At 71.6% G+C, this 14,650-nt stretch carries 13 protein-coding genes; 7 read left to right on the top strand and 6 right to left on the bottom strand.

What is annotated here, in order from left to right; all coding sequences use genetic code 11:
* Positions 1-78 precede the first annotated feature (78 nt).
* Positions 79-2,472, bottom strand: a complete 2,394-nt coding sequence (locus tag NUV38_RS00500; protein ID WP_257727258.1) for an immune inhibitor A — start codon at positions 2,470-2,472, stop codon at positions 79-81.
* Positions 2,473-2,746: 274 nt separating this feature from the next.
* Between NUV38_RS00500 and NUV38_RS00495 the strand changes: the two genes are divergently transcribed.
* Both NUV38_RS00495 and NUV38_RS00490 read left to right on the top strand, forming a co-directional pair.
* The gene (locus tag NUV38_RS00495) at positions 2,747-3,205 is read left to right on the top strand and encodes a CAP domain-containing protein (RefSeq protein ID WP_257727257.1); all 459 of its coding nucleotides are present in this window, start codon (positions 2,747-2,749) and stop codon (positions 3,203-3,205) included.
* A gap of 181 nt (positions 3,206-3,386) precedes the next feature.
* A complete protein-coding gene (locus tag NUV38_RS00490; RefSeq protein WP_055967782.1) occupies positions 3,387-3,593 on the top strand; it encodes a cold-shock protein in 207 nt (68 codons plus the stop codon).
* A gap of 79 nt (positions 3,594-3,672) precedes the next feature.
* On the opposite strand, the gene NUV38_RS00485 is transcribed toward NUV38_RS00490, so the two are convergent.
* Positions 3,673-3,849 carry a hypothetical protein gene (locus NUV38_RS00485; protein WP_257727256.1) on the bottom strand — a complete coding sequence of 59 codons (177 nt, stop codon included), beginning with the start codon at positions 3,847-3,849 and terminating at the stop codon, positions 3,673-3,675.
* A gap of 109 nt (positions 3,850-3,958) precedes the next feature.
* A complete protein-coding gene (locus tag NUV38_RS00480; RefSeq protein ID WP_257727255.1) occupies positions 3,959-5,623 on the bottom strand; it encodes a DUF6884 domain-containing protein in 1,665 nt (554 codons plus the stop codon).
* Positions 5,624-5,769: 146 nt separating this feature from the next.
* Here NUV38_RS00480 and NUV38_RS00475 point away from each other — a divergent pair, with 146 nt between their 5' ends.
* Positions 5,770-6,165 carry a co-chaperone YbbN gene (locus NUV38_RS00475; RefSeq protein ID WP_257727254.1) on the top strand — a complete coding sequence of 132 codons (396 nt, stop codon included), beginning with the start codon at positions 5,770-5,772 and terminating at the stop codon, positions 6,163-6,165.
* A gap of 15 nt (positions 6,166-6,180) precedes the next feature.
* Here the strand turns inward: NUV38_RS00475 and NUV38_RS00470 are convergent, their stop codons facing one another.
* Positions 6,181-7,314: a serine hydrolase gene (locus tag NUV38_RS00470; protein ID WP_257727253.1), complete on the bottom strand. Its 1,134-nt coding sequence runs from the start codon at positions 7,312-7,314 to the stop codon at positions 6,181-6,183.
* Between the two features lie 99 nt (positions 7,315-7,413).
* Between NUV38_RS00470 and NUV38_RS00465 the strand changes: the two genes are divergently transcribed.
* From NUV38_RS00465 to NUV38_RS00455, 3 genes are all read left to right on the top strand, one after another.
* Complete coding sequence (locus tag NUV38_RS00465) at positions 7,414-7,734, top strand: putative quinol monooxygenase (protein ID WP_257727252.1); 321 nt, start codon at positions 7,414-7,416, stop codon at positions 7,732-7,734.
* A 59-nt stretch (positions 7,735-7,793) separates the two neighbouring features.
* Positions 7,794-10,469 (top strand): DEAD/DEAH box helicase, encoded by a 2,676-nt coding sequence (locus NUV38_RS00460; protein WP_257727251.1) that lies wholly within the window; start codon positions 7,794-7,796, stop codon positions 10,467-10,469.
* A 142-nt stretch (positions 10,470-10,611) separates the two neighbouring features.
* Positions 10,612-11,994: a GntP family permease gene (locus NUV38_RS00455; protein ID WP_257727250.1), complete on the top strand. Its 1,383-nt coding sequence runs from the start codon at positions 10,612-10,614 to the stop codon at positions 11,992-11,994.
* Between the two features lie 23 nt (positions 11,995-12,017).
* Here NUV38_RS00455 and NUV38_RS00450 read toward each other — a convergent pair whose 3' ends face one another.
* The gene (locus NUV38_RS00450) at positions 12,018-12,701 is read right to left on the bottom strand and encodes a FadR/GntR family transcriptional regulator (protein WP_257727249.1); all 684 of its coding nucleotides are present in this window, start codon (positions 12,699-12,701) and stop codon (positions 12,018-12,020) included.
* Positions 12,702-12,733: 32 nt separating this feature from the next.
* On the opposite strand from NUV38_RS00450, the gene NUV38_RS00445 reads away from it, so the two are divergent.
* Positions 12,734-13,249: a gluconokinase gene (locus NUV38_RS00445; protein ID WP_257727248.1), complete on the top strand. Its 516-nt coding sequence runs from the start codon at positions 12,734-12,736 to the stop codon at positions 13,247-13,249.
* Here NUV38_RS00445 and NUV38_RS00440 read toward each other — a convergent pair.
* The gene (locus NUV38_RS00440; RefSeq protein ID WP_257727247.1) at positions 13,246-14,577 is read right to left on the bottom strand and encodes a lipase family protein; all 1,332 of its coding nucleotides are present in this window, start codon (positions 14,575-14,577) and stop codon (positions 13,246-13,248) included. The two genes, NUV38_RS00445 and NUV38_RS00440, sit on opposite strands and share 4 nt — an antisense overlap.
* Positions 14,578-14,650: the final 73 nt, after the last annotated feature.

The raw sequence follows: 14,650 nt of genomic DNA, 5'->3' as shown, positions 1-14,650 counted from the left end.
CAGCCGCCTCCGAACATGAGGAAGGGGCGCGCACCCCCCTGGTACGCGCCCCTTCCGATCAGGAGAAGTCCCGGCTCGTCAGTTGAACCGGACCTTCATGGACGTGCCCTTCTCGGACAGCACCCGCACCTTCACACCAGCAGCAGGCAGCTTGACGCCGTGCTGCGGAGCCTCCTCGTAGAAGTACTTCTTGGTGTCGTCGAACAGCGGCGCTGCCGCCTGGCCACGGATGTAGCTGGGCTTGCCGTTCGTGTGCAGGGTCATGGAGTCGGCCTTGCGCGTCGAGAACGGCGCGTCGTAGACCTGGACGCGGGCGCGCCACGGCTTGCCGGTGGACATGTCGGTGATCGGGCGCGGTCGCGCGTCGATCGGCAGGTTCCGACCCTCACCCGGGTGGGTGATGGTGTTGTTGTCGGCCTGCGACGTGTCCCAGTACGAGATCAGCAGACCCGTCTGGTAGGCGTAGTGCTCGACCCAGTCGGGCCTCGTCGTGGCGAAGCCGAAGTTGTACGGCCCCGTCTTCAGGTAGCGGTCGTACGAGACGTACGACCGGTGGCCCATGACGTAGTAGTTGTCGTACTCGTCGGTCGTGGAGGCACCCACGATCGAGAAGCCGTCGAACGTCCAGGCCTCGCCACCGTCCTCGGCGTCGTCGCTCAGCAGCTCGGTGCCACCGGCCGTGACCGACACGTCGTCGACGAACAGGCCGGGCAGCGCCAGGCCGCCGTCCGTCTTGTAGAACACGCGCAGCTGCACGGTCTTGCCGACGTAGGCGTCGAGCGGGACGACGAGGTCGGCCCAGCTCTCCTGCTTCCCGTCGATCCCGGGACGCCCGGAGGTGTCGTCCCCGATCGGGGACCCTCCGATGGTGCCGTCGAGGGCCGTCCAGGTGGAGCCACCGTCGGTGGAGGCCTGCACGTAGGCGTAGTCGTAGCCCTCCTCGATCTCGTAGCGCACCTTCGCCTTCAGCGCGGCGCTGCTGCTGCCGGCGGGGATGGAGACCTCCGTGCTCATCGCGTTCGCCAGGTCGTCACCGGAACCGGAGTAGAACTGCTTGGAGCCGGAGGCCGGTGCGCCGAGCTCGCGCGTGACCTCCTTCTTCGGCAGGACCACGACGGCGCCCTGCGGCTTCGCCGAGTTGTACTCCTGCGGCCCGAGCTCCAGCGTGCGCTTCTCCTTGGTGGCGATCACCTCGTGGTCGAGCCAGCCGAGCTGCAGCTTCTCCCACGCACCGAGGTCGCCGGCACGCTCGCCGAGGGCCTCACCCTTGGCGTTGAGCCGTGACTGAGCCATGAGCGTCCAGAACTCGTTGCTGTTGTCGCCGCCGGCGGTGCTGTAGGCGTCCGGCAGGCCGAGGTCGTGTCCGTACTCGTGGACGAACACCGAGAGCCCGCCGTTCTCGGGCTGGACCGTGTAGTCGCCGATCCAGAGGCCGGTGTCACCGATCTGCGTGCCACCGAGCTGGTTCTGCGACGGACCCGTGACGCCCTGGTCGGTCAGGAAGGCGTACCAGCGGTGCGACCAGATGGCGTCCTCGCCGTACGTCGAGTCGCCGTCCTCCTCACCGTGCCCTGCGTGCACGATCTGGAAGTGGTCGATGTAGCCGTCGGGCTCGTTGAAGTCGCCGTCGCCGTCGAAGTCGTAGCGGTCGTAGACGTCGTACTGCGCCAGCTGCTTCTTGATCTGGGCGTCGGTCTTGCCGGCCTTCTTCTGGTCGGCGACCCACTGGGTCGTCGCGTCCTGGATGAGGTTCCACGTCGAGGCGTCGTCGCGGCCGTAGCGGGCGGTGTTGTACTTCACCTTCACCCAGTCCGAGACGGTCCCGTCGACCGTGTAACGACCCGAGGACTGCTTCTCGTAGTACGTCTTGACCGACTCGACGTTCTTGCCGGTCTTGAAGTAGAGGTCCTGGTAGTGCTTGCGGTCGTAGTCCTCCTGCCAGACCGTCGAGTTGTCCTTCGTGCGGTCCGGCTCCTCGATCTGGTTGTGCAGGGGGCCGTCGAACTTCTCCGGACCCGCGGTGGCCGGGTCGGTGTCGCCGTCGGGGTAGTCCGGGTGACGCTCGTCGCCGAACTCGGCGAGGATGACGAAGACCTTGTCGGCGCGCTCCTGGGAGAGCTCGACGTACTGGTCCTTCTGCTTGCCCTTGGCCGCCTTCGCCTTGGTCTTGGCCGAGGCCTTCTCGTTCCGCATGGCGGCCGCGTCGGCCGGGCTGGCGGCCTTGCCGACCTTGACGACCGTGCTGCCGTTCTTCTCGACGGGCTCGGCGTCGCCGTTGATCACGGACTTGACGGCCTGCTCACGCAGCTCGCGGCGCTTGTCCTCGATGGGGTTGGGCAGGTCGTGATCCTTCTGGATCCGGTCCGCTCCCCCCGTCGGTGGTGCTTGGGCCGCATTCGTCGGCGCCGCGAACGTGAGTCCGAGCGATGCCGCGAGTCCGAGGCCCAGAATGCCTGACGTGACACGCTTCACGTGGTCCCCCCTAGGACGTGGTGTGGTGTGGGCAGTCGATCGACCGCCCACAAGCCCCGCCGACCGGATGGGTCGGACGAGGCACGATGCCGACCAACCTAAGCGGTTGCTGAGAGCAACGGCAGTCTTGACTTTCGAGACGGCTAGTACTAACGAACTAGTTCTTTCGGGCCACTCCGTGAGACAGCGGCACGAACGCCCGGATGACCTGGCAGAGTGATCCGGGTACGGCCGGACGCGCCGTCTCCAGGGGCATGACCGACAGGAACCTTGCATGCGCTCGTTGCTCGTAGGCGGCCTCACGGCCGTCCTCCTCGCCGTCACCGCCGTCGCGGCCCACGCCTACATCGGCTCACCGACCTACCAGAAGCAGATCCTCGACCGCACCAACGCGGTGCGCGCGGACAACGGCCGGGTCGCCCTGAAGCTCCAGACCTGCCTCGACACCTACGCCAACTCGTGGGCGAAGTACCTGGCCACCCAGAAGAAGAGCCTGCAGCACCGGCCCTCGTCGCAGCTCACGACCATCATGAAGCGCTGCAACCTCGACGGCATCGGCGAGAACCTGGCGCGCTACTACCCGACCGGCACCGCCACCGTGAACGCCTGGGTCGGCTCCGCCGGACACCAGCGCAACCAGATCGGCTCCGGGCACCGCTACGTCGGCATCGGCGCCTATCGGGACGCCAACGACCGCTACTACGCCGTCGCGCTGTACGGCAATCCGCGCTGACCGACGCGCCGACACGGACCCTCGCCGCGCCCTGCTCCGTGACCTAGGCTGGACGTGTTGTCGTTGGATCCGGCCGTGCCGGCACCTCGGGGTCCTCGTGGCCCGGGTTGCTCCCAGCGGGTGAGACGACGGACGACGCGCCCGCGACGGTCGCGGACGCACCCGAAGGAGTAGTTGAAGAATGGCAACAGGAACGGTCAAGTGGTTCAACGCCGACAAGGGCTTCGGCTTCATCGCCCCCGACGACGGCAGCGAGGACGTGTTCGCACACTTCAGCGCGATCCAGACGAGCGGCTACCGCTCGCTCAACGAGAACCAGAAGGTCGAGTTCGACGTCGAGCAGGGCCAGAAGGGTCTGCAGGCGGCCAACATCCGCCCGCTGGACTGACCACGGCGCACCCACGGCCCCGTCGAGCGAAGGCTCGACGGGGCCGTGTCACGTCCGGGAGTCCTCGACGAGGCGGCGCTCAGAGTCGGCCGGACTCGTCCCACGCGTGGCAGGCGAAGTCCGTCGCGTCGCGACGGACCCGCGTGCCCAGGTCGAGGCGGTCGTGCGCCGAGGTGGCGCGCAGGGGGCGTCGCGGGAACCGGGCGCGACCGGCGGCGACGTCCGTGGTCTCGTAGTCGAAGATCGTGTCGTCCATGTCATGAGGTTATCCTCATGTTTTCGCGAGCAGCACCCCTACCGGACGGTAGTGTTCGGCGACTCGACGGCGCTCCGCTGCAGGCTTCGTGCTCGGGTGCTGCGCAGGCTCAGCCGTGGTGACGACGCAGCTCGGCGAGACGGCGCCTCATCTCACCCGCCCGCAGGTGGTCGACGTTGAGCGGCGGCTCGAGCGCGGCGACCACCCGGTGCGCGAGGGCGTGGATGCTGTCGCGCTCGGCCGTGGGCCACGTGACGACACGCAGGTGCCGACGCATCCAGTCGGTGAGCGCCGGGTCGTCGAGCGATCTCATCGCCAGGGGCTCGCTCAGGACGACCGCCAGAGCGGCGCGGAACATCGAGCTCCGCGACCGCCCCTCGAGCTGGACGTCCTGCACCAGGTGCCGCAGGCTGTGGACCGCGTCGGGCCAGCGGCCGAGCGCGCCGGCGTGTCCCACGTGCAGGACCCCGGCGCCGACCGGGAGCATGAGACTGCGGTTCAACATGCGCGCACCGTCGGCGTCGACGTGCCAGGCGAACAGCCCCGGCACCTCCTGGATGGCGTCGAGTCGGTCGGGCACCACGGCACCGCCGCCGTCCCCCAGGTGTCGCACGACGAGGGAGACCTCGTCGTCGTCGAGCAGGGGCTCGTCCTGGCCGGCCACGACGGCTGACGACGCGACCGGCGCCGGCTCCGCCCGAACCGGCTCGTCCTGGGTCGACGGGACCCGCACCGCGTCGGAGCCGCCGAGTCCTCGCTGCGGCGACGGATGGGGCTGGACCACGAGCGGAGGACGCGGACGGTCGCGGACCGCGGACAGGTCGTCCGGACGCTCCGGGCCACCGACGGTGACCTCCGCGCCGGCGTCCTGCAGCACGGCCGCCAGGGGCCCGACGTACGCGTGCGGAGCGATGACGTGCACCCGTCGACCGACCACCGCTCCCTCCAACGACTCGAGGCGGACGAGCACCCACTCCGCCCAGACCTGACGGAAGTGCGGACTCAGGTCCCCGAGGGCCCGTGAGTCCGGCGAGACCCATTCCGAGGGGTCCAGGAGCCCGTGCTCGGCCGAGAGCACGTACCACCTCGCCCCACGGGCCTGCGCACGCAGGCGCGCGGACTGGAAGTCGTCGGAGCGGAAGATCTCGCGCGACGGCGCCGGCACGAGCACCCGCTCGCCGTCGCTCGCGACCAGGAGCACGTCGGCCGACTCGGCGGTGGGGTCGGGCACCACCTGCAGCTCACCGGCCAGGCCTGAGCGCTCGATGAGGTCCTCGAAGGTCGAGCCGACGGCTCGGGCGACCGGCTCGGCGTCCCGGTCGACCGCAGGCTCCGCGTCGGACCCGGGCCGGGGTGCGCGCACGACGGTCGCGTCGTGGAAGGCGGAGTCGACGAACGGGTCGACGAACGGGTCGCGCACGGGATCGTCCGTCCCGCGCGACGTGTCGTCCGACGAGCTCGGGCTCACGCTCGTCGGATCGCCGTCCGCCGGGAGGTCGGGGTCGATCTTGCGCTCACCCTCCGGGATCACCTCGTACATCCCCCGGGACACGCGGCGGAAGATCGGCGCCCGGCTCGCGAACTGCGCCTGCTTGGGCCGTCCCCCCTCGCACAGGCCGACCAGGTGCGCGCGGATCGTCGCCTGGCCGATCTCGGGGTAGGTACGCGCGAACCAGCGGTGGACGTCCTCGTAGCGGAAGGGATCGGGCATGGCGGCAGCGCAGTCGTACATGAGCTGCCACACCGGCCGGTCGTACTTCACTGGCTCCCCCACGCTCCTCTCTGCTCCGCCGCTCGCGACGGCAGAGGAGGAGAGCACCCTCCAGGAGGTTCATGACGCAACGGGACGAGGATCACAGGGAATGTCGTCCGGGCGACGGGTGTTGACCCCGACGTACCGAACCCTTCGAGAGGATCACCATGCCGACCGTCGACCTCACCGCCAAGAGCTTCGAGGAGACCGTCACGACCGACGGCATCACCCTCGTGGACTGGTGGGCCTCCTGGTGTGGCCCGTGCCGCCAGTTCGCTCCCGTCTACGACGCCGCCAGCGACCAGCACCCCGACGTCACGTTCGGCAAGATCGACACCGAGGCCGAGCAGGAGCTCGCCGGTGCCGCCGGCATCACGTCGATCCCCACGCTCATGGCGTTCCGTGACGGCGTCCTCGTGTTCAGCCAGCCCGGCGCACTGCCGGCTCCCGCGCTCGACCAGGTGATCCAGGCCGTGCGCGACCTCGACATGGACGACGTGCACCGCCAGGTCGCCGAGGCACAGGCCGCTCAGCCCGAGGTCCCCGAGGAGCTGCGGGACTGAGTCCCGTCCGGCCGGTCAGGCCAGCCCGGCCAGCGCCCGCGCCGTGAGGTCGGCCGCACCGAGGTCGTCCGGCGACGACGGGCGCGCGCCGATGCGCACCGCGACGACGTCGCGGGACGGCACCACGGCCAGGATCTGGTTGCCGTAGCCGATCGCCCAGCGGGCATCGGCCGGCACCTCGGGTGCCAGGCGGCCCGTGGTGGGCGGCCGGTCGGCGCCGAACCCGGCGGCCCGTTCGATGGTCTGCACCCGGCCCTCGGCGTTGACCCACCACAGGCCGCCGTACGCGGCGTTCAGGTCGCTGGAGGGCGTGCCCGTCAGCCGCTGCACCAGGTCGGCCGAGAGGATCCGTCCACCGTCCCAGAGGCCGCCACGGGCCACGAGCAGACCGATCCGCGCCAGGTCGTCGCAGGACGAGCGGATGCCGGAGTACGTGGTGGTGGCGCCCGAGGGGTCGCGGTCCCACGTCGTGTCACGCAGCCCGACGGGGTCGAGCAGCCGCTCCCGCGCGAAGCCCTCCACGTCACCCTCCGTCACCGAGGACAGGACCGCCGCCAGCACCTGGACGGCCATGTTGTCGTACTCCCAGTGCTCACCCGGCGGGTACTCCTGGCCGACACCGAGCGAGAACGCCGTCTTGTCGGGCTCGCGACGGATCATCTGCCCGTAGTCGACGTCGTAGCTCCATCGCCGACCCGACGTCATGGACAGCAGCTGCTCGACCGTCACGTCCGCCGACGGCCCGTCCTGCCACTGCGGGACGTGCTCGGCCACCCGGTCGTCGAGCGAGAGGAGCCCGTCGTCGACGGCGATGCCGACGAGCAGGGCCGTGACGGACTTGGTGACCGAGTAGACCGGGCCGGCGGTGCGCGCTGTCGCGCCCGGCGCCGTCCAGCGGTGCACGAGCGTGCCGTCCTTCACCACGGCGACGCACGTGCTGCCGGTCGCAGCAGCGGCCCGGTCGAGCTCCTCCCAGCGGCCGGCCTCGTCGCGGTCCCACTCAGCCGCGGGCCAGACCTCGGGAGGCGGCGCGAGGGTCGGCAGCGAGCCGCCGAGGGTGCCGTCGCTCCGGAGGTCGCCGTCGTCGGGCGCGCTCGTGCAGGCACCCGCGACCGCGAACACGGAGAGCAGGACGAGGGCGGCGCGCACCCGACCACTGTCTCACCGGACCCCGGCAGCGCGCAGGCTGCGGACCTCGCCGACGCGACCTAGGGTCGGTCCGGACCCACCTCCCCCGAAAGGACCCCCATGATCCTCATCGTCGTGAAGTTCGCCGTACGACCCGAGCACGTCGAGACGTTCCCCGAGGCGGTCGGACCGTTCACCGAGGCCACGCGCGCCGAGGCGGGGAACCTCTTCTTCGAGTGGTCGCGCAGCCTCGAGGACGACCACACCTACGTGCTGGTCGAGGGGTTCGAGGACGACGCCGCGGAGGCGCACGTGTCGAGCGACCACTTCGCGGCCGGCCTGGAGGCCATGCGCCCCCTGCTGGTCTCGACGCCCCAGATCATCAGCCACCAGGTCCCGGTCGACGGATGGGGACCGATGGGTGAGCTGCAGGTCGACTGACCGACGGCCACCGTGGACGCCCTGCACGACGCGCTGGGACCGTGAGGGACAATGGTCGGATGCCCACGACCACCGACCTCAGGCTGCTGCTGAGGCATCCGGTCGACTTCGAGATCGCCGAGGACCCGGCCGACTCGCGCTTCGTGTTCCGGGCTCCGGACGGCGAGCAGCGGGTCACGGCGAACGAGGCCATCGGCGCGCTCAGCCAAGGCATCCGGACCATGAACGCGGACGCCTCGGTGCGCGCCTGGGCCACGCCGGCCATCCTCGCCCTGCGTCTCATGGCCTCCGGGCGGCTGGCCACGCCCGACTCGACCGCCTCGTCCCAGCTACAGGAGGCAGCGCGCGCGATCGGCCCCGACCCGGCCTCGGCGCAGGCCAAGGTGCGGGGCTTCCTGTCCGCCCTGGCGGTCGATGCGCCCGCCGTCGCGACCCAGCCCCAGGACCTCGGTGCAGGCGCTCCCGGACGCTCCGGGAGCTCCGCCTCGACGACCTCGCGCGACGGTGTCGCACCTCCACCCCTGGTGGAGCGCGCGCCCGTGCGGCCGCGCCACTTCAGCGGCCAGCTCGTCGTGACCTTCCGCGCGGCCGAGGACTCCGACGATCCCGAACGACCCGTCGCGGACGTGCGGCTGCGGGTCAAGCCGCTCGACGCCGCCTGGGCCGCGGTCGACGTCGCCGAGATCTGGCGCAAGGACGACCACCACTTCGGACCGGGGTCGCGGCCCGGCGTGCGCACCCTGATCACCACGGCCGCTGCGGCGTGGCCGGCACTCACGCGCCTGCTCGGTCGACTCGACACCGGCTCCGTCCCCGTGACCGCGGCCGAGATCGGCGAGCTGGGACGTACTCGCGTCTCGAGCCTGCTGCGCGCCTACCGCATGGAGGTGCTCTGGCCCGACGGCCTCGTGCGCGAGCTCGACGCCCGCCCCACCGTGCGCCGCGTCGGTGAGGCGATGCCCCACGACCGACCTCGGGCGTTCGCCCGGGCGCAGGTCTTCCGCTTCGACTGGAACCTGGCGCTCGGGGACGAGACGCTGACGTCCGCCGAGCTCGACCTGCTGGCCGAGTCCCAGCACGGGCTCGTCCAGCTGCGCGACCGCTGGGTCCTCGTCGACCCCGCCCGTACTCGGGCGATGCTGGAGCACCGCAGCCAGGAGATCACGGCCCTGGAGGCGCTGCGGGCCGCGGTCACGGGCGAGGTCGAGGTCGACGACGTCCGCACCCAGGTCGACACCGAGGGCTGGCTGGACGACGTGCGCCAGCGACTGGCGCACCAGGGGTCGCGCGACCCGGTCGAGGCGTCCCCCCGGCTCGCCGGGACCTTGCGCGAGTACCAGCGCGACGGGCTGCGGTGGATGGCCCAGCTGGTCGACCTCGGGCTCGGCGGGATCCTCGCCGACGACATGGGCCTGGGCAAGACGGTCATGCTCATCGCGCTGCACCTGCACCTGGAGGACCTCGCCCGGGAGGCCGGCGACGAGCCCGCCCCGACCCTCGTCATCTGCCCGGCGTCCGTCGTGGGCAACTGGGAGCGCGAGATCCGACGCTTCGCCCCCGGCGTCGAGGTCCGTCGCCACCACGGCGCCGGACGCAGCCTCGACGGCGTGGAGGACGGCTTCGTGGTCACCACCTACGCCACCCTGCGACGTGACGCCCGCCTGCTGGCGACGTTCGAGCGAGGCTGGGGCGTCGTGGTCGCCGACGAGGCCCAGTACGTCAAGAACCAGCGCTCCGCCGGCGCCAAGGCGTTGCGGGCGATCCCCTCACCCGTGCGTCTGGCCCTCACGGGCACCCCGGTCGAGAACGGGCTGACCGAGCTCTGGTCGATCCTCGACTGGACCACGCCCGGGCTGCTGGGTGGGCTCGAGGAGTTCCGTCGTCGCTGGTCGCGGCCCATCGAGCGAGGGCAGGACCGCGACCGCGCGGGCGAGCTGTCCCGGCTCGTGCGTCCCTTCGTGCTGCGGCGCCGCAAGAGTGATCCCGGCATCGCACCGGAGCTGCCGCCCAAGACCGAGACGGACTACCGGGTGCACCTGACCCGCGAGCAGGTCGGGCTCTACGAGGCGATCGTCCGCGAGGCCATGGCGCAGATCGAGGCGAGCGACGGCATGCAGCGTCGCGGGCTGGTCGTGCGGCTGCTGACCCAGCTCAAGCAGGTGTGCAACCACCCGGCCCAGCTGTTGCGCGAGCCGAGGAGCACCCTCGCGGGTCGCTCAGGAAAGCTGGAGATGCTCGACGAGCTGGTCGACGAGATCATCGCCGAGGACGGCGCGGTCCTGATATTCACGCAGTACGCCCAGATGGGCCACCTGCTCACGCGGCACCTCGCCGAACGTCGCATCGACGCCCAGTTCCTGCACGGCGGCACCCCGGTCCCGGTCCGCGAGCAGATGGTCACCCGCTTCCAGGCGGGCGAGGTCCCGGTGTTCGTGCTGTCGCTCAAGGCCGGCGGCACCGGGCTCAACCTCACCCGGGCCGACCACGTGATCCACTACGACCGCTGGTGGAACCCCGCCGTCGAGGACCAGGCCACGGACCGCGCGCACCGCATCGGTCAGACCAAGCCGGTCCAGGTGCACCGGATCATCGCCGAGGGAACCATCGAGGAGTCGGTGGCCGAGCTCATCGCCTCCAAGCGGGCCCTGGCCGACGCGGTGGTGAACGCCGGCGAGGGCGCTCTCACGGAGCTGACCGATGCCGAGCTCGGCGACCTCGTCCGCCTGCGCCGCTGAGGGCAGCAGCACCTGCCTCGATCCCCGGACGGGTCTCCGACGTCGCGCGCCGGCCGCGACGTTGCATTGGTCATACCATTGGGGCACACTCCGGGGTGACCTGGCTCACGCCGGTTCCCCCGCTCCCGACCTGGAGACCCTCATGGATCCCATCACCCCCGTGCACGGCACCGGCGTCCTGCTGCTCATCGCGGCCGCCGCGGTCGCGGTGCTGCTCGTGCTCATCATCATCGTGCGCCTGCACGCCTTCATCGCGCTCGTGCTCGTCAGCCTCCTGACGGCCGTGGCCGCCGGCATCCCGCTGGCCGACGTACCGCTCGCCCTCACCTCCGGGTTCGGCTCCACGCTCGCCTCGGTGGCGCTGCTGGTCGGCTTCGGCGTGATGATCGGCCGGCTGCTCGAGGCGTCCGGAGGCGCCCAGGTGCTCGCCGACACCCTGGTCGGGCGCTTCGGCGAGGCCCGAGCACCCTTCGCGCTCGGCGTCGCCGCGTTCCTCTTCGGCCTGCCGATCTTCTTCGACGCCGGCCTCGTCGTGTTCCTCCCGATCATCCTCACGGTCGCACGGCGCTTCGGCGGCTCCGTCCTGCTCTACGGGCTGCCCGCCGCGGGCGCCTTCGCCGCCACGCACGCCTTCCTGCCGCCGCACCCCGGGCCCGTCGCGGCGGGCACCGTCATGGGCGGCGACCTGGGCGTCGTCCTGCTCGTGAACCTGCCGATCGCGATCGTCGCCTGGTACGTCGGCGTCTACCTCTTCTCGCGCTACATCGGCACCCGGGTGCACGTCGACGTGCCGACCCTGCTGCTCGGTGAGCAGCGCGACGGCACCGAGCGCGACGCCGTGACCCCGCCTGCGTTCGGGCTCGTGCTGTCGATCCTGCTCGTGCCCCTCGTCCTCATCGGGCTCAACACCGTCCTCACGACGCTGGTCACGAACGGCACCATCGCCGAGGGCAACCGGCTCGTGGAGTCGCTGGTGCTGCTCGGCAACACCCCCGTCGCACTGCTGCTCACCCTGCTCGTGGCGATCGTGACGATCGGCCGACGCGACCGCAGCCTCGCCGAGACCGGTCAGCTCCTCGACCAGTCGCTCGGACCGGTGTGCTCGGTCATCCTCATCACGGGAGCCGGCGGCATGTTCGGCGGAGTGCTGCGCACCAGCGGCATCGGCGACGCCCTCACCGAGTCCCTCGGAGACCTCGGCGTGCCGCTGCTGCTCCAGGCGTTCCTGCTCGCCACCGCGCTCCGGGTGGCGCAAGGCTCGGCGACGGTCGCCCTCACGACCGCCTCCGGCCTCATCGCCGGCCAGACCGTCGACCTGTCGGACCTGCAGATCGCGCTGCTGGTCACCGCCGTCGCGGCCGGGGCCACCGTGCTCTCGCACGTGAACGACTCCGGCTTCTGGCTCGTCAGTCGCTTCCTCGGCATGGACGAGAAGACGACGCTGCGCACGTGGACCGTGATGGAGACGACGCTGGGCGTGTCGGCCTTCGCGGTCGCCGCGGCGCTCTACCCGCTCGTCGGATGACTTCCGTCGAGCACGACGTGCGGTCAGTCGTCGCGCATCTGGGCGACGACCTCGGCGCAGATCGCGTGCATGGCCGACCGAGCCGCCTCGCCGTCCCGCTCGGCGACGGCCCGCGCGACGGCCGCGTGCAGGCGACGCGCCTCCGGCTTCGGCTCGGACGGCATGAGGTGGTGGTCGGTCCGCCCGCGGAGCACCTCCTCGACCACGCCCCCGAGCGCCTGGAACATCACGTTGCCGGACGCCTGGAGCAGCAGACGGTGAAACGTCACGTCGAGCTCGAGGAACGACCGGAGATCGCCACCGGCGCCGGTGCGCTCGAGGTCGTCGGCCAGGTCGAGCAGCTGCGACCGCACCTCGTCGGAGGCGTGGTGCGCGGCGAGCTCGGCGCTCGGCGGCTCCACGGCCGCACGCAGCTGCGACAGCTGGTGCAGGAGCCGTGCGCGTCCTGGCCCGGCCAGGCGCCAGCGGAGCACCGCCGGCGCGTAGTGGTCCCAGCGGTCCTGCGGGAGCACGGTCACGCCGGTCCGACGTCGGCTCTCCACCAGGCCCATCGAGGCCAGCACCTGGACGACCTCCCGGGCCACGGTGCGCGACACGGCGTAGTCGGCACTGATGGAGTCGAGGGTCAGGGACTCACCGGGCGCCAGGCGGCCGTCGACGACGCGCGGACCCAGGTCCGCCAGGACCTCGGAGTGTGCCGTCACCATGGCGCTGACTCTAGAGCGTGGGAGGTGGCCCGATGAGCGGCGCACTGCAGGTGGTCGTGATGGGGGTCTCCGGCACCGGGAAGAGCGAGGTAGGCAGCCGCGTCGCGGACCGGCTCTCCATGACCTACGTCGAGGGCGACGCCCACCACCCGGCCGCGAACATCGCGAAGATGTCGGCGGGCACGCCCCTCACGGACGACGACCGACGGCCCTGGCTCGAGGAGCTGGCGGGCATCCTTGCCGACCACGCCCGACGCGGGATCCCGACGGTGCTCGGCTGCTCGGCCCTGCGCCGGACCTACCGCGACCTGCTGCGCGGCGACCAGCCGCCCGGCTCCGTGGCCTTCCTGCACCTCGTGGCCGACGTGGACGTGCTCGACGTCCGCATGCGCCGGCGCGAGCACTTCATGCCCCCGACCCTGCTGCGCAGCCAGCTCGACACGCTCGAGCCGCTGGAGCCCGACGAGCCGGGCGTCGCCATCGACGTCGACGCCCCGCTCGACCTGGTGGTCGACCGGGGCGTCGAGGCCGTGCGCGGTCTTCGCTAGAAGAGGCCGCACGTGGACAGGAACGGTGTTCCGGCCACCCGACCCTCGAGGAACGCGAAGGCGTTCGGGAACCCGGCCACCGCTCCCCCGACGTGCGTCGGCGTCACGAGCGTCTGGAACCGCACCTTCGCGCCCTTGGAGCACCAGGAGCGCGCCATGTCGCGATCCTGCGCGTAGTCGACGACGTCGTCGAGCCTCGAGTGGGCGACGAGGCTGGGCACCGTGGGCCGGACGGAGCCGAGACGACGCTCGGCCAGGGCGGCGGCGATGTCCGGGCGGCTCAGGAACGCCGCGATCGGTCGACCGTCGAGCGTGAGGTCGGTCGTGCGGGTGAAGGCGAAGGAGGCGACACCGTCGATGGTGCAGCTGTCCTGCACGCGGTCCAGGAAGTCCTGGCCGCGGGCGTTGAGCAGGTCGCGGATGCCCAGCTGCGGCTCGGCGTCGTCGAGCGCCGCTACGGCGTACCCGAGGAACGCCGCGTACGGCGAGCCGTCGAGCTTCGGAGCCACCCGGGCGAGGTCGGCGGGGACCGCTCCGGCGTAGCCGCCCTTGAGCCTCAGCTCCGGCGCGTACCCGGCCGCGAGCTCCAGCGCGCCCGCGGCAGCGTTGCCACCCTCGGAGTAGCCGGAGACCAGCACCGGCGCGGTGGAGGTGACGATGCCGAGCCTCTGTGCTGCGCGTACCGAGTCGAGGACGTTGCGCCCCAGGGCCCTCGGGTCGACGTAGGGGTGGACGCCGGGCGTGCCGAGACCCTCGTAGTCGGTGACCGCGACCGTGTAGCCGCGCGCGAGCAGGCCCTTGATGAAGGCGCCCTCGTACTCGGTGCCGGCCGCCAGCTGCCTGGACGGCGCGCAGCGGTCGGCCATGCCCTGGGTGCCCACGGCGTAGGCCACGACCGGGCGCTCGCCCCGCCCGATCCAGCGGGTGCGCGGCTGCAGGATGGTGCCGGTGACGTGGGTGGGGCCGTCGGCGTTGGCGCTCACGTACATGACGCGGGTGACGTCGGCCGGGGCCTTCAGCAGCTTCAACGGGTCGAGGTAGAACTGCGACGGCTCGCTGCGCACGACAGAGCCGGGCGCGCCCGACACCGAGGCCGGCGGGGTGTAGAAGTCGGCTGCGGACGCCGGCGGTGCGGCGACGAGCCCGCCCGCGAGGGCCGCTGCGGCGGCAAGGGCGAGGCGTGTCCTGAGCCGCCGTGACCGGCGCGGACGCGGTGATCCGGTGCAGGTCTCGGGTGAGGACGTGGGCATGGACGTGGACATCGGCGACTCCCCCATCGCGCGACACCCTCGGTCGCGCAGGGTGAGCGTGACAGTGACGCGCGTCACGCGTCAAGGGTGGGTGTGGCGGGGGGGGGGGGGGGCGGGCGGGCCGCCCCCCCCGCCCCCCCCCGCCCCCCCG

Origin of the sequence: Aeromicrobium sp. 50.2.37 (genome assembly GCF_024655735.1) — a bacterium.
GTDB lineage: Bacteria > Actinomycetota > Actinomycetes > Propionibacteriales > Nocardioidaceae > Aeromicrobium.
Note: the sequence above shows the minus strand (reverse complement) of the source record. Positions and strands in the feature narration are given on the sequence as shown.